Below are 19,348 nucleotides of genomic sequence, written 5' to 3' on the forward strand. Positions count from 1 at the left end.
GGATGGCGATTTGGAGCTTCCCACAAACGGCCCGCGGACCCCGCGGGCCGTTTTTGTAGCCGCGGCACCGACGGTTTCCGCTCGCGGCCCGGCAGTCGTAGCGTGGCGGGCACCGTAGAGAGATCGAAGAGGGAACTCATGGTTGACACTGCCGAGCGCGCCACCGCCAAGCCCAGCACCACCTCCGTCGCAGACTCCGCCGCATCCGAAGCGGCCGCTGCTGCCGCCGCCACCGCACCCACCGGCGCCGGACCGCACGTCGACGTGGAGGCGCTGGGCCGCCAGCTGCTGGGCCGGTGGGCCGAGGCGCGGCTGGCCTCCCGCGAGCTGTCGGCGCGGCCGGAGCTGCAGAAGGTGGAGGGGCTTTCGGTCGCCGACCACCGCTCGCGCGTCTTCGAGCAGCTCAAGCTCCTGGTGGAGAACGGACAGGTGCACCGCGCCTTCCCGAAGTCGGTCGGCGGCGGTGACGACCACGGCGGCAACATCGCCGCGTTCGAGGAGCTCGTCGCAGCCGACCCGTCGCTCCAGATCAAGTCGGGTGTGCAGTGGGGGCTCTTCGGCGCCGCCGTGCTGCACCTCGGCACCCAGCACCACCACGAGACCTACCTGCCGGCGATCATGTCGCTCGACGTTCCCGGCGCGTTCGCGATGACCGAGACCGGCCACGGTTCGGACGTCGCGGCGGTCGCGACCACCGCGACGTACGACCCCGAGACGCAGGAGTTCGTCATCGACACTCCGTTCCGGGGAGCGTGGAAGGACTACCTCGGTAACGCCGCCGTGGACGCGACGGCCGCCGTCGTGTTCGCCCAGCTCGTCACGCAGGGCGTGAACCACGGCGTGCACGCCTTCTACGTGCCGATTCGCGACGCCAACGGCGACTTCCTCCCCGGTATCGGCGGAGAGGACGACGGCCAGAAGGGCGGCCTCAACGGCATCGACAACGGGAGGCTGCACTTCACCGGTGTGCGCATCCCGCGCACCGACCTGCTGAACCGCTACGGCGACGTCGCGGAGGACGGCACGTACACGTCGCCGATCGCCAGCCCGGGCCGCCGCTTCTTCACCATGCTCGGCACGCTCGTGCAGGGCCGCGTCTCGCTCGACGGTTCCGCGACCATCGCGTCGAAGATCGCACTGAAGATCGCGATCACCTACGCCGACCAGCGCCGCCAGTTCACCGCGGGCAGCGACACCGACGAGGAGGTCATCCTCGACTACCAGCGCCACCAGCGGCGGCTGCTGCCGCTGCTCGCCACCACGTACGCTGCCGGGTTCGCGCACGAGGTCTTCCTGAGCAAGTTCGACGACGTGTTCAGCGGCAAGGCCGACAGCGACGCCGACCGGCAGGACCTGGAGACCATCGCGGCCGCCCTCAAGCCGCTGAGCACCTGGCACGCGCTCGACACGCTGCAGGAGGCGCGGGAGGCCTGCGGAGGCGCCGGCTTCCTCACCGAGAACCGCATCACCTCCCTGCGGCAGGACCTCGACATCTGGGTCACGTTCGAGGGCGACAACAACGTCCTCCTGCAGCTGGTCGCCAAGCGGCTGCTGACCGACTTCAGCCGCAAGTTCGCCAAGGCGGACGCCGGCGCGCTGGCCCGCTACGTCGTCGTGCAGGCGGCGGGCAAGGCGTACCACGGCACCGGGTTGCGCAGCGTCGGCCAGACCGTGCGCGACTTCGGTTCGACGGCGCGGTCGGTCAACTGGCTGCAGGAGTCGGCGACGCAGCGCGAGCTGCTCACCGACCGGGTGGAGACGATGATCTCGGAGATCGGCGGACGCCTCCGCCCGGCCTCCAAGCTCGGCAAGAAGGCCGCGGCCGACCTGTTCAACCCGCAGCAGAACGAGCTGATCGAGGCGGCGCGCGCCCACGGCGAGCTGCTGCAGTGGGAGGCGTTCACCGAGGCGCTGGAGCAGGCGCCCGACGCCGGCACCAAGCAGGTGCTGACCTGGCTGCGCGACCTGTTCGGCTTCGGTCTGATCGAGAAGCACCTGGCCTGGTACCTGATCCACGGCCGCCTGTCGCCGCAGCGCGCTCAGGCCGTCTCGGCGTACATCGACCGGCTGCTTGCGCGCCTGCGCCCGCACGCGGTCGACCTCGTCGACGCGTTCGGCTACGGTCCCGAGCTCGTCCGCGCGAAGATCGCGAGCGGCGCCGAGGCCGAGCGCCAGGCCGAGGCCCGCGCCTACTACGCCGAGCGCCGCGCGAACGGCACGCTGCCCACTCCCGAGAAGGCGCCGGCGAAGCACCGCTGACGCGGTCGCGGTCAGCATTCGTCACGAATCCCCACACCCTGTGAGGCACGGCGACATTCGTGACGAATGTCGTGTTTCGTGCCACGAATGTCGGGATTCGTGACGAATCTGCGTGCGCGGGGGACGTGGATGTCGCGATTCGTGACGAATGTCGTGTTTCGTGCCACGAATGTCGGGATTCGTCACGAAGGTGCGTGCGCCGGGGAGCGGGCGTCGGGATTCGTGATGAATGTGCGTGCGCCGGGGAGGCGGGTGGCGCGATTCGTGACGAATCTGCGTGCGCCAGGGAGGTGGATGTCGGGATTCGTGACGAATGTCGTGTTTCGTGGCACGAATGTCGGGATTCGTGACGAATGTGCGAGGCCGCGAGGCCGCGAGGCGAGGCGCCGCGAGGGGCGCGGCGCGGCGGGCGCTACAGCAGGCCGAGGGCGCGGACGGCCTCGCGTTCGGCGACCAGCTCGGCGACCGACGTGTCGATGCGTTCGCGCGAGAACGGGTCGATGTCGAGGCCCTGCACGATCTCCCAGCGGCCGTCGACCGAGCGCACCGGGAACGACGAGATCAGGCCCGTCGGCACCCCGTAGGAGCCGTCGGAGACCACGGCGGCGGACGTCCAGTGCGCGCCGGTGCCGTTCACCCAGTCGTGCAGGTGGTCGACGGCGGCGCTGGCGGCGGAGGCCGCCGACGACGAGCCGCGCACCGCGATGATCTCGGCGCCCCGGTTCGCCACCCGCGGGATGTACTCGTCGGCGAGCCATCCCTCGTCGACGAGCTCCGTCGCCGGGCGACCGTTCACGGTGGCGTGGCTGAGGTCGGGGTACTGGCTGGCCGAGTGGTTGCCCCACACGATCACACCGTCGATCGCCGACACGGGCACCCCGAGTTTGGCCGCGAGCTGCGCGACCGCGCGGTTGTGGTCGAGCCGCGTCATCGCGGTGAACCGCTCGGCCGGGATGTCGGGGGCGTGCGCGCTGGCGATCAGCGCGTTGGTGTTGGCCGGGTTGCCGACGACGAGTACGCGGACATCGTCCGCCGCCCCCGCGTTCAGCGCCGAGCCCTGCGGTCCGAAGATGCCGCCGTTCGCCTCCAGGAGGTCGGCGCGCTCCATCCCGGCGGTGCGCGGGCGGGCGCCGACGAGCAGGGCGGCGTTCACCCCGTCGAACGCCGCGCGGGCGTCCTCGGTGACGTCAACGGAGTGCAGCAGCGGGAACGCGCCGTCCTGCAGTTCGAGGGCGGTGCCCTCGGCGGCGGCGCGACCCGCCGGGATCTCCAGCAGCCGGAGGCGCACGGGCACGTCCGGCCCGAACAGCTGCCCTGAGGCGATTCGGAAGAGGAGGGCGTAGCCGATCTGTCCACCGGCGCCGGTGACGGCGACGGTCACGGGGGTGGTCATGCTGCGAGCCTAGCGCGTCGGCAACGGAGGAGTCCTGCCGTCGCGGGCGCCCGAATCGCAGGGAACGGAGGAGGTGGGGCCGCTGCCGGACCGGGAATCCTCCGTTCCCGACCGGCGCCCGCTGGCCCGCGGGCGGCGGCCGGCGATTTCGGTGCGGCCCGGCCCGGATCTCCTCCGTTGCCCTCGCGCACCGCTACAGTCGCACCATGCGCAGCCTCTACCCCGAGATCGAGCCGTACGACAGCGGGATGCTGGACGTCGGCGACGGCCAGCAGGTGTACTGGGAGGCCAGCGGCAACCCGGACGGCAAGCCGGTCGTGTTCCTGCACGGCGGGCCCGGCGGCGGCACCACGCCCTCCCACCGCCGGCTGTTCGACCCGGAGCGGTACCGGATCGTCCTGTTCGACCAGCGCAACTGCGGCAAGAGCCTCCCGCACGCCAGCGATCCCGACGCCGACCTGTCGACCAACACCACCTGGAACCTCGTGGCCGACATGGAGAAGCTGCGCGAGCACCTCGACATCGAACGCTGGCAGGTCTTCGGCGGGTCGTGGGGGAGCGCGCTGGCGCTCGCGTACGCCGAGACGCATCCGGAGCGGGTGTCCGAGCTGATCGTGCGCGGCATCTTCACCCTTCGGCCGGCGGAGCTCGACTGGTTCTACGAAGGCGGGGCGGCCGCGCTGTTCCCCGACCTGTGGGAGGGCTTCGTCGAGCCGGTCGCCGAGGAGGACCGCGGCCACCTCATCCGCGCGTACAGCAGGCTGCTCGCCGACGAGGACCCTGCCGTGCACGGACCGGCCGCCATCGCCTGGTCGCGCTGGGAGTCGTCCACGATCACCCTGTTGCCCCGCCCGGAGGTCGTCGAGAGCTTCACCGAGGAGAAGTACGCGGTCGCCTTCGCGCGCATCGAGAACCACTACTTCATGAACGGAGGCTGGTTCGAGGAGGACCAGTTGATCCGCGACGCGCACCGGCTGGCGGACATCCCCGGCGTCATCGTGCAGGGCCGCTACGACGTCTGCACGCCGGCGATGACCGCGTGGGACCTGCACAGGGCGTGGCCGCAGGCCGACCTGCAGATCATCGCAGACGCCGGCCACGCCTACGATGAGCCCGGCATCCTCGACGCGCTCATCGAGGCGACCGACCGGTTCGCCGACCGATGACAGCCGTGCACTGACACGGCCCCCTAAAAAGGGGGCGAGCAATCCTCGAGAAATTGTGACAATCTCTCATGTGTGAGAATTGCTCAGTCAAGAGGGCGTCGCGGGCTGGTGCTGGACAGGCGCTGGGCCCCGATCGTCACCATCGCCGCGGCGATGGTCGTCGTCCTGACCGCCTGGGTGGCCGTCGTGATGGGCACTCCCGCGAAGGCCGACAGCGGCTGCAACGCCACGAGCAACCCGGTGGCCTGCGAGAACGCGCTGCCAGGGACCGACCCGTCCGTCTGGGACATCGACGGTTCCGGCGACAGCAGCATCCAAGGCTTCTCGACGGACATCAGCGTCAATGTGGGCGGGACGATCGGCTTCAAGATCGACACGGACGCTCGCGCGTACACGATCCAGATCTTCCGCACCGGCTACTACCAGGGTCTCGGTGCGCGCAAGATCGCCGACGTCACCCCGTCCGCCGCGCTGCCGCAGAACCAGCCGTCGTGCTATACGGACTCGACGGTGGAGCTGGTCGACTGCGGCAACTGGGCGCTGAGCGCCTCGTGGACCGTCCCGCCGACGGCCGTCTCCGGGGTCTACATCGCGCTGCTCACCCGGTCCGACACCGGAGGACAGAGCCAGATCACCTTCGTCGTGCGCAACGACGCGAGCACCTCCAAGGTCCTGTTCCAGACGTCCGACCCGACCTGGCAGGCTTACAACACCTACGGCGGCTACGACTTCTACCAGGGCGGCGCGAACGGCCGCGCGTACAAGATCAGCTACAACCGGCCGATCGTCACGCGGGGCAACAACTCCGGCCGGGACTTCTACTTCAGCTCCGAGTACGCGATGGTGCGGTTCCTGGAGAAGAACGGCTATGACGTCTCGTACTTCAGCGGTGTCGACACCGACCGCTACGGGTCGGAGCTCCTGAACCACAAGGTCTTCCTCTCGGTCGGGCACGACGAATACGTGTCCGCCGCGCAGCGCGCCCACATCCAGTCCGCCATCAACGCCGGCGTCAACGCCCAGTTCCTGTCCGGCAACGAGGTCTACTGGCACACCAGGTATGAGCCCTCGGTCGCCGGGACGGCGACGAGTTACCGGACGCTGGTGTCGTACAAGGAGACCTGGAGCAACGCCAAGATCGACCCGACGCCGGAATGGACGGGCACGTGGCGCGACCCGCGGTTCGCGTCCACGGCCAACGGCGCCGGACTGCCGGAGAACGGTCTCACCGGCACCGCGTACATGTCGAACTTCACCGACCTCCCGATCACCGTCACCAAAGCGCAGGGAACGACACGCCTCTGGCGCAACACCGGCCTGTCCAGCATGAGCGGGGCAAGCACCGCCCTCGCCGCGCACACAGTCGGCTACGAGTCCGACGAGGTCCTCGACAACGGATTCAGTCCGGCCGGCCTGATCCGGCTGTCGAGCACGACCGGCCCTGCGCCCGATTACCTGCAGGACTTCGGAACGGTCACCGCACCGGGCACGACCACCCACTCGATCACGCTGTACAAGGCGGCGAGCGGAGCCCTGGTCTTCGGAGCGGGAACCATCCAGTGGACGTGGGGACTGGACGCCCAGCACGACGGCGCAGGAGCGCCGGCCGACCCGCGGATGCAGCAGGCCGAGGTGAACCTCTTCGCCGACATGGGCGTTCAGCCGCAGACGCTGTCGCCGGGATTGGTGCCGGCGACTGCGAGCATCGACACCACGCCGCCGATCGTGACCATCACGAGCCCGGCAGCGGGAGCGACCGTCGCCAACGGGGCGAGCGCCACCGTCAGCGGCACAGCGACCGACATCGGAGGTGTCGTGGCCGGCGTGGAGGTCTCCACCGATGGCGGCACTACCTGGCACTCAGCGACGGGCACGACGTCGTGGTCGTACACGTACGTCCAGCACGGGCTCGGCAGCGTGCCGCTGCAGGTGCGGGCCTCTGACGACAGCGCGAACGTGTCGACCCCGGTCTCCCGATCCGTGAACGTCACCGGACCGGCGACCTTCTTCGGCGTGCAGGCCCCGGCGACCGCGGACTCGGGCGACCCGACCGCCGTCGAGCTGGGCCTGCGCTTCACCCCGACGCAGAACGGCTACATCAGCGGCGTCCGCTTCTACAAGGCGAGCACGAACACCGGAACGCACACCGGTTCGGTGTGGGATGCGAACGGTAACCGGCTCGCGACCGTCACCTTCTCGAACGAGTCCGCATCGGGGTGGCAGACGGCCGCCTTCGTCTCGCCCGTCGCTGTCACGGCGGGCACGACGTACACGGTGTCGTACTCGGCGCCGAACGGTCACTACTCGGCCACCTCCTACCAATGGCCGTACGCGAACCAGACGAACGCGCCGTTCACCGTCGCCGGCGGCTTCGGAGCCGTGAACGGCGTCTACAACACCGCCGTCGGGCAGTACCCGCAGAGCCAGTTCCAGCAGGCCAACTACTGGGTCGACCCGGTGTACGTCGCGACGGACACCTCACCCCTGGTCGCGACCGGCCAGTGGCCGCTGCCCGGTTCGTCCTCCGTGGCCGCCTCGACCACCATCGGCGCCGTGCTGTCGCGGGACGTCCCGCCGGCGAACATCTCCGTCACCGTGAAGGACCAGCTCGGCAACACCGTCGCCGGCACCGTGGGCTACGCGTCGTCGACGCGGACCGTCACGTTCACCCCGAAGGCGGCGCTCAGCGGCTTCGTCACCTACTCCGTGACGCTGACCGCGACGGACGCGAACAACATCACCCTGTCGTCGGGCGGCTCCTGGAGCTTCACGACCGCCAAGCCCGACACCGCGGCGGGAGTCTGCCCGTGCGGCGTCTTCACCGACACGACGGTCCCGTCGGTGCTGCAGGTCTCCGACTCGCCCGTCACTCTCGGGATGACGTTCAGCAGCAGCTCGAACGGTCAGGTCACCGGCGTGCGCTTCTACAAGAACCAGGCCAACACCGGCACCCATGTCGGCACTCTCTGGTCCGCGTCGGGAACCAAGCTCGCCCAGGCCACCTTCACCAACGAGTCGACGGCCGGATGGCAGACCGTGCTCTTCAGCTCGCCGGTGAACATCACGGCCGGGACGAAGTACGTCGTCTCCTACCGGACGACGACCGGCAGCTATTCGGTCACGCCGAACCAGTTCGCCTCGGCCGTGACGAGGGGTCCGCTGACCGCTGGGATCGGCGCGGGGACGTACAACTACACCGATGCCTACCCGACGACCTCCGTCAACACGAGCTATCTGGTCGACGTGGTGTTCACCAAGCCGCCGGACCCGATCTCGGTGGTGTCGGAGTCGCCGGCCAACGGCGCCGTCGAGGTGGACCCGTCGTCCACGATCGCGATCACGCTGTCGTCGCCGATCTCGTCCTCGGGATGGACGCTGAACGTGGCCAACGGCTCGACCGCCGTCGCGGGCAGTTCCGTGCTCTCGCAGGACGGCACCACCATCACGTTCACCCCGTCCGCTCCGCTCGCCGCTGGAGCGACGATCGCGGCGACCCTCAGCGGAGTGACCTCGACGCAGGGGGCGAGCCTCGCCACTCAGACGTGGTCGTTCGCGGTCAAGAACACAGCGCCGTCGGCGTACACGCTCTTGGGAAGCACGGTGCCGGCCACCCCGTCCGCCACCGACGACTCCTCTGCGGTCGAGCTCGGGATGAAGTTCCTCGCCAGCCAGGCGGGAAGCGTGACGGCCATCCGGTTCTACAAAGGAGCGGGGAACACCGGCACCCACGTCGGCGCGCTGTGGAACGCCTCAGGAACCCAGCTGGCGACGGTCACCTTCACCAACGAGACGGCCATCGGCTGGCAGACGGCGCAGCTCTCGTCGCCGGTGACGCTCACGCCCGGGGCGGTCTACGTGGTCGGGTACCTGGCGCCCAACGGCAACTACTCGTACACGACGAACGCGTTCGCGTCCACGGTGACCTCCGGTCCGCTGACGGCACCGGGCGGCAGCAACGGCGTCTACCTCTACGGCTCGTCCGGCGGCATGCCGACCTACTCGTACAAGTCGACGAACTACTTCGTGGATGTCGTGTTCGCGCCGGCGCAGACGTCGGGGACCGGGAGCACGGGCGGCTCGACCGGCGGCTCCGGCGGGACGACCACCACCCCGAATCCCGGTGTGTCGATCTTCCCGAGCACAGCGGTGCCCGCCAACCCGAGCTGGCCCGACTCGCCGGTCCAGCTCGGCGTCCGGTTCACCGCATCGACGAACGGTCAGATCACGGGCATCCGCTTCTACAAGGGCTCGAGCGACACCGGCACCCACACCGCCTACCTCTGGTCGGCGACCGGTGACCTGCTGGCGACGGCCACCTTCTCAGGAGAGACTGCCAGCGGCTGGCAGGACGTGTACTTCGCCACCCCGGTGGCCGTGACCGCCGGAACCGAGTACCGCGCGAGCTACTTCACGACGGCCAGCACGTACGCGGTGGACAGCGGAACCCTCGCGAACCCGGTGGTCAACGGGCCGCTGTCGACCGTGGCGAACGGCGGCGTCTACACGTACTCGCAGAACTTCCCGAACAACACGGTCTCGAACAACTACTGGGTGGACGTGCACTTCGTCGCGTCGCAGTAGTTGCGCACAAGCCAGGGATCGCCACCCGAAGACGATCCCGACGACAAGAAAGGTGCTGGGGGCACTATGGACAAGCAACTGCGAATCGCGGTGATCGGCGCCGGCTACTGGGGTCCGAACCTCGCTCGGAACTTCTCGTCGAGCCCGGACTGGCAGCTGGTCGCGATCTGCGACCTGGACCGCCAACGGGCGGAAGGCCTCGCCGCACGCGTGGGAGGGGTCGACGTCGTCACCGACGTCGACGACCTCCTGGGACGGGACGACCTCGACGCGGTCGCCATCGCCACCCCCGCCCGCACGCACCACGGTCTCGCCATCAAGGCGCTCGCCGCAGGCAAGCACGTGATGGTCGAGAAGCCGCTCGCCGACGCCGGTCACCGGGGTCGCGCCATGGTTGACACGGCGTCGGCGAACGGTCTGGTCCTGATGGCGGATCACACCTACTGCTACACGCCGGCGGTCCTGAAGATCCGCGAACTCATCGAAGAGGGCGCCCTCGGCGACATCCTCTTCATCGACTCGACGCGCATCAACCTCGGGCTCATCCAGCCCGACGTCGATGTGTTCTGGGACCTCGCACCGCACGACCTCTCGATCATCGATTTCATCCTCCCAGGTGGGCTGCGACCCGACGAGCTCTCCGCTCACGGCGCCGACCCGCTCGGCGCGGGGAAAGCGTGTGTCGGCTACCTGGTGCTCCCGCTCGCCAACGGGGCGATGGCGCACGTGCACGTCAACTGGCTGAGCCCCACCAAGATCCGCCAGATGGTCATCGGCGGCACCAAGCGGACGCTCGTCTGGGACGACCTGAACCCGCAGCAGCGGATCAGCGTCTACGATCGCGGCGTCGATCTCTCCCTGCAGGCCGTCGACGGGGTCGAGCGCACCGCAGCAACGGTCTCGTACCGGCTCGGCGACACCTGGTCGCCCGCCCTCCCGGAGCGGGAGGCGCTGGGCCAGATGGCCGCCGAGTTCGCGGAGTCGATCCGTGAGCGCCGCGCTCCGCGCACGGACGGCACAGCCGGCCTGCGGGTGCTGTCGGTGCTGGAGGCGGCGAGTCGCAGCCTCGCCGGGAACGGAGCGGTGGTCCCGGTGGAAACCGTCGCGTCGGCCGCCGTCGCGCCGGCCGACGAGCTGGCTGGTGCGCGGTGACCGCCCTGAGCGGAGCCGACGTCCTGGTCACCGGAGGCGCCGGCACGATCGGCTCACAGATCGTCGACCAGCTCCTGGACGCGGGCGTCGCCCACATCGACGTGCTGGACAACCTGGTGCGCGGCCGTCTCGCCAACCTGGATGACGCGCTCGCGTCCGGACGGGTCACCCTCGTCGAGGGAGACCTCCGCGACCGCGACCTCGTCCACGACGTCACCCGCGGCAAGGACCTCGTCTACCACGAGGCGGCGATCCGCATCACGCAGTGCGCAGAGGAACCGCGTCTCGCGCTGGAGGTGCTGGTGGACGGGAGCTTCAACGTCTACGAGGCCGCCGTCGAGCACGGCGTCGACAAGCTCATCAGCGCGTCGAGTGCGTCCGTCTACGGCCTGGCCGAGGAGTTCCCGACCACCGAGCGTCACCACCACCACAACAACGACACCTTCTACGGCGCAGCCAAGTCGTTCAACGAGGGGATGCTGCGCAGCTTCCGTGCGATGAACGGCCTCGACTACGTCATCCTGCGCTACTTCAACGTCTACGGGCCGCGCATGGACGTTCACGGCCTCTACACCGAGGTGCTCGTGCGCTGGATGGAGAGGATCGCGGACGGCAAGGCGCCGCTCATCTTCGGCGACGGCCGGCAGACGATGGACTTCGTCTACACCGAGGACATCGCGAGGGCGAACATCCTCGCCGCGACCGCGGACGTCCGCGAGGGCGTCTACAACATCGCCAGCGGCTCGGAGACGAGCCTGCTCGGGCTCGCCGAGGCGCTGTTGGCCGCGATGGACTCCGACCTCGACGTGGAGCACGGCCCGGAGCGCGCCGTCAACGGCGTCACCCGCCGGCTCGCCGACATCACCGCTGCTCAGCGCGATCTCGGCTTCACCGCCGAGGTGCCGCTGCAGGAGGGCCTGCGCGAGCTGGTCGCCTGGTGGCGTCCGCTGCGGGAGGAGATCGCCGCAGGACGAGCGCTGGTGAACTCATGAGCCGCATCAACGTCATGAAGCCGTGGCTGGGCGAGGAGGAGATCGCCGCGGTCACCGAGGTCATCGCCTCCGGCTGGGTCGCCCAGGGGCCGCGCGTCGCGCGTTTCGAGGAGGAGTTCGCGGCGGCGATGGGCGTCGACCACGCGGTGGCCACGTCGAACTGCACCACCGCGCTGCACCTCGCCCTCGTCGTGGCCGGAGTCGGGCAGGGCGACGACGTGGTCGTCCCGTCCTTCTCCTTCATCGCCACGGCCAACGCGCCGACCTACGTCGGCGCCCGCCCGGTGTTCGCCGACGTGGACGCCGCCACCGGCGACCTCACGGCAGAGACGGTCGCCGAGGCGCTCACTCCGCGCACGCGCGCCGTCATCGTCGTCGACCAGGGCGGTGTGCCGGCCGACCTCGACGCGATCAGAGCCGTCTGCGACCCGCGCGGCATCGTCGTCATCGAGGACGCCGCGTGCGGTGCCGGCTCCACCTACCGGGGACGACCCGTCGGCGTCGGCGCGGACGTGACGGCGTGGTCGTTCCACCCGCGCAAGCTGCTCACCACCGGGGAGGGCGGGATGCTGACGACCGGCGACCGGGCCTGGGCCGAGCGTGCGCGCCGACTGCGCGAGCACGCGATGAGCATCTCGGCCGCCGACCGCCAGGCGAGCACCCTCGCCCCCGCGGAGGAGTACACCGAGATCGGCTTCAACTACCGGATGACCGACCTGCAGGCGGCCGTCGGCATCGTGCAACTCGGCAGGCTGCACCGGATCGTCGCCAGGCGGCGTGAGCTCGCCGCGCGCTATGCGGAGCTGATCGCGCCCATTCCCGGCCTGCGGCCCGTCGCCGACCCGTCGTGGGGGACCGGCAACTTCCAGTCGTACTGGGTCGAGATCGAACCGGCCTTCGGGGCGACGCGCGAGCGGACCCTGGAAGTGCTCGCAGAGGCGGACGTCTCCGCCCGACGGGGGATCATGGCGGCCCACCGCCAGCCTGCTTACCGCGGACTCGACACGGGCTCCGCGCCGCTCCCGGTCACGGAGCGGCTCACCGACGGGTCGCTCATCCTGCCGCTCTTCCACGAGCTGACGGACGCCGAGCAGGTCCGTGTCGTCGACGCTCTGCTGGAGGCATCGGAGCTGCGGGGTGCGGCATGAGGGACCTCGTCCTCATCGCCGCCAGCGGACTCGCGCGCGAGGTGATGGCCATGCGGCAGGCGGGGCATCGGGTGATCGGCGTCCTCGACGACGACGAGACCCTGCACGGGCATGACGTCGGAGGTGTGGAGGTGCTCGGCGGCATCGAGCTCGCCGGAGGGCTCCCCGGATCGTTCGCGGTCTGCGTCGGGTCCGGAGCGGCGCGCCGTGGCATCGTCGACCGGCTGGGCCGGCTCGGGATCGGGCGCGAGCGCTTCGCGACGCTCGTGGACGATGCGGCGCACGTGTCGGCGAACAGCCGGATCGGCGAGGGGAGCATCATCCTTGCCGGCACGGTGCTGACCGCCGACGTGCGAGTCGGCCGTCACGTCGTCGTGATGCCCAACTGCACCCTCACCCACGACGACATCGTCGAGGACTACGCCACGCTGGCGGCCGGGGTCGTCCTCGGCGGAGCGGTGCGCATCGCGAGCGCGGCCTATCTCGGCATGAACGCGTCCGTGCGCCAGCGCGTCAACGTGGGCGGCCAGGCGACCGTCGGGATGGGCTCCGTGATCCTGAACGACGTCCCGGCCGGCGAAACCTGGGCCGGCGTGCCGGGGCGCCCCCTGAGCGAGCGAACGGGGGTCCTCCGATGAAGGTCCTCGTCTACGCGCACACACTCGAGATCGGCGGCAGCCAGATCAACGCCATCGAGCTGGCCCACGAAGTGTCGAAGCGCCCGGGATTCGAGGTCGCGGTGTTCGCGCCGGACGGCGTGCTCGCCGACGACATCCGTGCACGCGGCCTGCGCTACGTCCCCGCGCCCGATCGGCGCATGGCGCCCTCCCCGTCGGCGACCGCCGCTCTGACGCGCCTCGTGCGTCGGGAGCGCTTCGATCTGGTGCACGCCTACGAATGGAACACCACACTCGACGCCGTCTTCGGGCCGGCGCTACTGTACGGCACCCCTCTCCTCTCGACCGTGCTGTCGATGGACGTCCCGTACCTCATCCCCGACTGGGTGCCGATGGTGGTCGGCACCCGCGCGCTGCAGCGCGATGAGAGCCGGACGCGCCCGGATGTCACGCTCATGGAGCCGCCCATCGACATCGACCGAAACGCCCCCGCGGATGCCGCCACCGTGGCGCGGGTCCGCGGCGAGTGGGGGATCGGGCCGGACGAGACGCTCATCGTCGCCGTCGGGCGGCTCGCGGCGAGGTTGAAGCTGGAAGGCCTGCTGGAGGCCATCGCCGCCGTCGGCGCGCTCGCAGCCTCCCGTCCGGTGCGCTTCCTCATCGTGGGCGACGGCCCGATGCGCCGAACGGTGGAGGACGCCGCGGCCCGGGTGAACCGGGAGCGCGGTCGCCCCGTCGTCGTCCTCGCCGGAGACCAGAGCGATCCGCACCCGTTCTACTCAGCCGCCGACCTGTGCGTGGGGATGGGCGGTTCCGCGCTCAGAGCGCTCGCGCACGCCAAGCCGCTGCTCGTGCAGGGCGAGGGCGGATTCTGGCTCACCCTGACCGAGGAGAGCATGCCGGTCTTCCTCGACCAGGGCTGGTACGGAGTCGGACCGGGCTCGGGAGGCGAAACCCGGTGCCGGTCGGCGCTCGAATCCCTGCTCGCGTCCGGTCAGGAGCGCCTCGCGGAGCTGGGGCAGCTCGGCCGCGACCTCGTCGTGGAGCGGTTCAGCCTCGCTGCGGCGGCCGGCGCTCTCGTCGCCGACTACCGGCGCGTCGTCGATCGGCGCATCCCGGCCGCGGCCCGGGCGGCCGCCGCCGCCCGCGACGCGACCCGGCTGGCCAAGCACGCCGTCGCGGTGCGCACGGTGCACCGTCCGGCCACCCGCACCGTCGCGATCGGAGCCGTTTCATGATCCGCACCGTCCCCGTCCCCGCCGTCGACCGCGACGACCTCCCGCGCGTGTCCGTCGTGGTGCCCTGCTACAACTACGCCCGGTACCTCCGGGCGTGTGTGGAGAGCATCCTCGCCCAGGAGGGGGTCGACGTCGACGTCACCATCGTCGACGACGCGTCGACCGACGACAGCGTCGCCATCGCCACCGAGCTCGCCGCCGACCCGCGCGTGACGCTCATCCGGCACACCGAGAACCGCGGTCACATCCAGACCTTCAACGACGCTCTCGACGCCGCCGGCGCCGACCTCGTGGTGAAGATGGACGCCGACGACATCGTGCCCCCCGGCGCCCTCGCCCGCTCCGCACGGCTGATGCGGGCGTACCCGACCGTCTCGTTGGTCTACGGGCTCCCCGAGACCTTCGAGACCGACGTCCCCGCCGCCGATCCCGCGTCGGTGACCTGGTCGGTGTGGGCCGGTCGGGAGTGGCTGGGCCACCTCGCCGACCGTGCGCACAACGTCATCATGCAGCCCGAGGTGATGATGCGCCGCTCGGCGCTGCGGGAGGTGGGCGGCCACCGGGCCGACCTGCCGGAGGCGAGCGACCTGAACCTCTGGCTGCGGCTGGCCTCCGTCGGCTCCGTGGCCAGGGTCAACGGTCCGGTGCAGGGCTTCTACCGGGTCCACGCCCAGAGCATGCAGCGGACCATCCACGCCGGTTTCCTCTCCGACCTCCGCGGCCGCGTCGCGGCCTTCGAAGCGTTCTTCGACTTCGACGCGGCACGGAACGGCGAGGATGCGCAGCTGCGGCAGCGCAGCCGCCGTGCGCTCGCCGCCGACGCGGTGAGACTCGCGCAGCGCGCCCTCGACCGCCGCGCCGAGACCGAGCCGATCGCCGAGTACCTCGCCGTGGCCGAGTCCCTCGACCCGTCCGTCGTGTCGAGCCCGGCCTGGCGTGATGTCGCCGAGCGTCGGTGCCCGAGGATCTCTCCCGTGCGCCGGCTCGCGGCCGGAGCGGGAGCCCGGGTGCGCAAGGCGGGCGACTCGCTGCAGTGGCGGCGCTGGCGGAGGACGGGGCTGTGACCGGCCTCGGGCGCCGCGTCGCCAGCAGCGCCGCGTGGAGCAGCGGCGGCGTCGTGCTGACCAAGGTCGGACAGTTCGGTGTCGGGATCGTCGCCGCGCGCCTCCTCGCCCCGCACGACTTCGGTGTCTTCGCCGTCACCCTGATCGTCTACTCGATCGTCGTGAACGTGAGCGAGCTCGGGGTCGGCTCGGCCGTCATCCGGCACAGTGGACCGGTCGACGACCTCGTGCGCACGGCCGTCACGGTCGCTGTCGCGACCTCCGCCCTCCTCGCCCTCATCATGTTCGGCAGCTCCGCGCCGCTCGCCGGCCTGCTGGGCGCGCCGGCCGCCACGGCCCCGATCGCGGTCATGTCGATCGCCGTGCTGCTCGCCGGCCCCAGCGCCATCCCGAGCGCTCTGCTCACCCGGGAGTTCCGCCAGGACCTCCGCTTCCGCGCCGACGCCCTCAACTTCGTCGTGGGCAGCGCCACGCTCATCCTCTTCGCCGTGTGGGGCTGGGGTGCGCTCGCCTTCGCCTGGTCGAGGGTCGCCGGGCAGCTGGTCTCGACGGTCGCTCTGATCCTCATGGCTCCGAAGGTGCGCCCCGGTTTCCACTCGGAGCAGGCCAGGGCGCTCGTCCAGTTCGGGATGCCGATGGTCGGTGCCAACCTCACCGGCTACGCGATCGGCACGGTCGATGTCATCGCCCTCGGCCGGATGCGCGGGGCCGTTCCGCTCGGCTACTTCACGCTGGCCAACAACGTCGCATCCTGGCCGCTGGGCTTCTCGCAGAGCGTGCTCTTCAACCTCGGCCTGCCGCTGCTGTCCCGGGCCAAGAACGACGCGCGGTTGTTCGCGCGCTATCTGAGCACCGCACTTCGGACGAGCACCGGACTCTTCTTCTTCGTCGCCGCGATGTGCTCCGCGCTCGCCGCGCCCCTGATCCAGACCCTCTACGGGGAACGCTGGGCCGCCGCCGCTCCGGTGCTCGCCCTCCTCGCCGTCTACGGCGCTGCCCGCACAGTGCTCGCGCTGCTCTTCGACGCGATCGTCGCCAGCGGCTCCCCCCGCCTGCTGTTCTGGGTGCAGGCGCTGTGGCTCGTCCTCCTCATCCCGGCGATGATCGGCTCCGTCGCGCTCTGGGGGCTCGAGGGCGCCGCCCTCGCCGACGCGGGCATCGCCGCCCTCGTGGTGGTCCCCGCGTCCCTGCTCGCCGTCCGGATGGCGTCACGGATAGCCGTGGGGCCTCTCGCCGCCGGGCTGGTGTGGCCGACGATCGCGTCCGTGGCGAGCGGCCTCGTCGCCTGGGGCGTCGCCTCGCTGCTGCCGCAGCTCCCCTGGTTGGGCCTCGTTCTGGGGGGTCTGGCCGGAGCAGCCGCGTACGGCATCCTGATGGCGCGGTGGCTGCGCCGCCTCTACACCGACGTCCGCGGCACCCGCGACGGCACCGCTGTGGAGGTTCCAGAGACCGCAGGGGACGTGGTGGTCGCCGCCGCCGCCGCCGATGCACCGACCGGCGGCAGAACGAAAGAGGAATCGCGATGATCGTCACGCAGTCCGTCCCCGCGGGGGACCTCTCCCTCCAGCACCGGGAGATCGAGGACGAGGTCCGCGAGGGCTTCGCACGGGTCTTCGCCAGCAGCGGGTACATCCTCGGGCCGGAGGTGGAGGCCTTCGAGCAGCAGTACTCCGAGTACAGCGGCGTCCGCGAGACGGTCGGGCTCGGCAGCGGAACGGACGCCGTCGAGATCGCCCTGCGCGCCGCAGGCGTCCGCGAGGGCGACGAGGTCATCGTGCCGACGAACACCTTCGTCGCGACGGCGGAGGGCGTCGTCCGCGCCGGTGCCCGTCCGGTGCTGGTGGACTGCGATCGCGACTACCTGATCGATGTCGAGCGGGCCGCCTCCGCGATCGGCCCGCGCACGCGCGCGATCGTCGGAGTGCACCTGTACGGCCAGCTCGCCCCGATCGAGGAGCTCGCCGGGATCGCCCCCGGTCGCGTGCTCGTCATCGAGGACGCCGCCCAGTCGCAGGGCGCGTCGAGGAACGGCGCCGTCTCCGGAGGGCTGGGGGTCGCGGCGGCGACCAGCTTCTACCCCGGCAAGAACCTCGGCGCCTACGGCGACGCCGGCGCGATGACCACCAACGATCCGGAGATCGCCGAGCACGCCAGAAGGCTCCGCAACCACGGCGGTGTCGCGCGGTACGAGCACACCGAATTCGGCACGACGTCGCGGCTGGACAGCCTCCAGGCGGTGGTGCTCTCGGCGAAGCTCCGCCGCCTCGACGCCTGGAACGAGCAGCGCCGCGCCGCGGCCGCCCGCTACGACGAGCTGCTCGCGGACCTGGACGTGACGACACCCGCCGTCGTGCCGGGAAACGTGCACGTCTTCCACCAGTACGTGGTGCGCGTCCCGGGGCGCGACGCGGTGCTCGCCCGCCTCAACTCCGCCGGTGTCGGCGCCGGCCTGCACTACCGGACCCCGCTGCACCGTCTGCCCGCCTTCGCCGGCGATGGCTACGACCCGCACGACTTCCCGGTCGCCGAGGAGTTCGCGGACCGACTGCTCTCGCTCCCGATCTATCCGGGCATCACGGCCGAGCAGCAGGAGGTCGTCGCCGACGAGCTGCGGAAGGCGATGGCATCGTGACCGCCCGGGGGACCTTCGCGCTGCGACCGGCGAGCACCGAGCGCGGTGGCGCCGTGGCGCAGAGTCCGCACGGGCGCCCGACGGTGAGCGTCGTCGTCCCGACGTACAACTACGCCCGCTACCTTCCCGATGCCGTGGGCAGCGTCCTCAGCCAGAAGCATGTGGAGGTCGAGGTCATCGTCGTCGACGACCACTCGACCGATGACTCGCTCGCCGTGGCGCGGCGTCTCGCGGCCGGGGACGACCGCGTCCGCGTGATCGCGCGGCCGGCGAACGCCGGACCGGTCGCGACGTTCAACGCCGGCCTTGCAGAGGCGCACGGCGAGTTCCTGGTGCGCCTGGACGCCGACGACGCACTCACGCCGGGGTCGTTGGCCCGCGCCGTCGCGCTCCTCCAGCGGCACCCGGAGGTCGGGCTCGTCTACGGGCACCCCGTCCACTTCGAGGGCGACCTCCCCACCACGGCCCGTGAGCGGGTGACCGAGTGGGTCATCTGGAAGGGAGCGGACTGGCTGGAGTCCCGGTGCCGCCTGGGGACGAACTGCATCACGTCGCCCGAGGTGGTCATGCGCTCGTCGGTGGTCGCCGAGGTGGGCGGGCAGCGCGATCTGGCGCACACGCACGACATGGAGATGTGGTTCCGCATCGCACGCGCGTCGGACGTGGCCTGGGTGGCCGGCGTCGATCAGGCCTGGCACCGGGAGCACGCGGCAAGCCTGTCGGCACGCGAGGTCGGCGTCATGACCGAGTTCTCCGAGCGGGCGGCGGCGTTCGAGACGCTGCTGACCGACGGCGTCGGAGATTCCGAGGAGGCCGCCCGTCTGCTCGGGCTCGCACACCGCGCCCTCGCGAACGAGGCACTGGTGCGCACCACGCAGGCGTACTCGGCGGGTCGCGGCGACACCGAGGAGACCGCGGCCTACCTCGCGTTCGCGCGAACCATGACCGACGACCTGGCCGCCCTGCCGCGCGGACGAGCGGCCGAGCGTGCCATCCGCCTCGGCCGGAGTCGGGCGCGCTTCTCACCTTCGCTGTTCGCGGCGGCCGTCTCGCACCGGATCGAACTCGTCACCGGCCGTGCCCGGTGGCGCGCACGAGGCATCTGA

General features: G+C 70.8%; 13 protein-coding genes. 12 read left to right on the forward strand and 1 reads right to left on the reverse strand.

Annotation, left to right across the window (positions count from 1 at the left end; translation table 11 throughout):
- Nucleotides 1-138 precede the first annotated feature (138 nt).
- Complete coding sequence (locus JNB50_RS10430; protein ID WP_208040072.1) at nt 139-2,259, forward strand: acyl-CoA dehydrogenase; 2,121 nt, start codon at nt 139-141, stop codon at nt 2,257-2,259.
- Nucleotides 2,260-2,671: 412 nt separating this feature from the next.
- Here JNB50_RS10430 and JNB50_RS10435 read toward each other — a convergent pair whose 3' ends face one another.
- Nucleotides 2,672-3,652, reverse strand: coding sequence for a malate dehydrogenase (locus tag JNB50_RS10435; RefSeq protein ID WP_208040073.1), 981 nt, complete (start codon nt 3,650-3,652; stop codon nt 2,672-2,674).
- Between the two features lie 206 nt (nt 3,653-3,858).
- Here JNB50_RS10435 and pip point away from each other — a divergent pair, with 206 nt between their 5' ends.
- From pip to JNB50_RS10490, 11 genes are all read left to right on the forward strand, one after another.
- A complete protein-coding gene (gene pip / locus JNB50_RS10440; protein ID WP_208040074.1) occupies nt 3,859-4,818 on the forward strand; it encodes a prolyl aminopeptidase in 960 nt (319 codons plus the stop codon).
- Nucleotides 4,819-4,926: 108 nt separating this feature from the next.
- On the forward strand, nt 4,927-9,399 hold the full coding sequence (locus tag JNB50_RS10445; RefSeq protein ID WP_307794684.1) for a DUF4082 domain-containing protein: 4,473 nt from the start codon (nt 4,927-4,929) through the stop codon (nt 9,397-9,399).
- A 66-nt stretch (nt 9,400-9,465) separates the two neighbouring features.
- Nucleotides 9,466-10,551 carry a Gfo/Idh/MocA family protein gene (locus tag JNB50_RS10450; protein WP_208040075.1) on the forward strand — a complete coding sequence of 362 codons (1,086 nt, stop codon included), beginning with the start codon at nt 9,466-9,468 and terminating at the stop codon, nt 10,549-10,551.
- A complete protein-coding gene (locus tag JNB50_RS10455; RefSeq protein WP_208040076.1) occupies nt 10,548-11,543 on the forward strand; it encodes an NAD-dependent epimerase/dehydratase family protein in 996 nt (331 codons plus the stop codon). The genes JNB50_RS10450 and JNB50_RS10455 overlap by 4 nt, the downstream gene beginning before the upstream one ends.
- Nucleotides 11,540-12,691, forward strand: coding sequence for a DegT/DnrJ/EryC1/StrS aminotransferase family protein (locus tag JNB50_RS10460; RefSeq protein WP_243768347.1), 1,152 nt, complete (start codon nt 11,540-11,542; stop codon nt 12,689-12,691). Before JNB50_RS10455 ends, JNB50_RS10460 begins: the two co-directional genes overlap by 4 nt.
- Nucleotides 12,688-13,329 carry an acetyltransferase gene (locus JNB50_RS10465; RefSeq protein WP_208040077.1) on the forward strand — a complete coding sequence of 214 codons (642 nt, stop codon included), beginning with the start codon at nt 12,688-12,690 and terminating at the stop codon, nt 13,327-13,329. Before JNB50_RS10460 ends, JNB50_RS10465 begins: the two co-directional genes overlap by 4 nt.
- Nucleotides 13,326-14,546 (forward strand): glycosyltransferase, encoded by a 1,221-nt coding sequence (locus JNB50_RS10470; protein ID WP_208040078.1) that lies wholly within the window; start codon nt 13,326-13,328, stop codon nt 14,544-14,546. The genes JNB50_RS10465 and JNB50_RS10470 overlap by 4 nt, the downstream gene beginning before the upstream one ends.
- Entirely contained in the window at nt 14,543-15,610 is a 1,068-nt protein-coding gene (locus JNB50_RS10475) for a glycosyltransferase (protein ID WP_208040079.1), read from the forward strand. Before JNB50_RS10470 ends, JNB50_RS10475 begins: the two co-directional genes overlap by 4 nt.
- A complete protein-coding gene (locus tag JNB50_RS10480; protein WP_208040080.1) occupies nt 15,607-17,136 on the forward strand; it encodes an oligosaccharide flippase family protein in 1,530 nt (509 codons plus the stop codon). The genes JNB50_RS10475 and JNB50_RS10480 overlap by 4 nt, the downstream gene beginning before the upstream one ends.
- Nucleotides 17,133-18,242, forward strand: coding sequence for a DegT/DnrJ/EryC1/StrS aminotransferase family protein (locus tag JNB50_RS10485; protein WP_208040081.1), 1,110 nt, complete (start codon nt 17,133-17,135; stop codon nt 18,240-18,242). Before JNB50_RS10480 ends, JNB50_RS10485 begins: the two co-directional genes overlap by 4 nt.
- Nucleotides 18,239-19,348 carry a glycosyltransferase family 2 protein gene (locus JNB50_RS10490; protein ID WP_208040082.1) on the forward strand — a complete coding sequence of 370 codons (1,110 nt, stop codon included), beginning with the start codon at nt 18,239-18,241 and terminating at the stop codon, nt 19,346-19,348. Before JNB50_RS10485 ends, JNB50_RS10490 begins: the two co-directional genes overlap by 4 nt.

The organism is Leifsonia sp. TF02-11, from assembly GCF_017565305.1.
GTDB lineage: Bacteria > Actinomycetota > Actinomycetes > Actinomycetales > Microbacteriaceae > Leifsonia.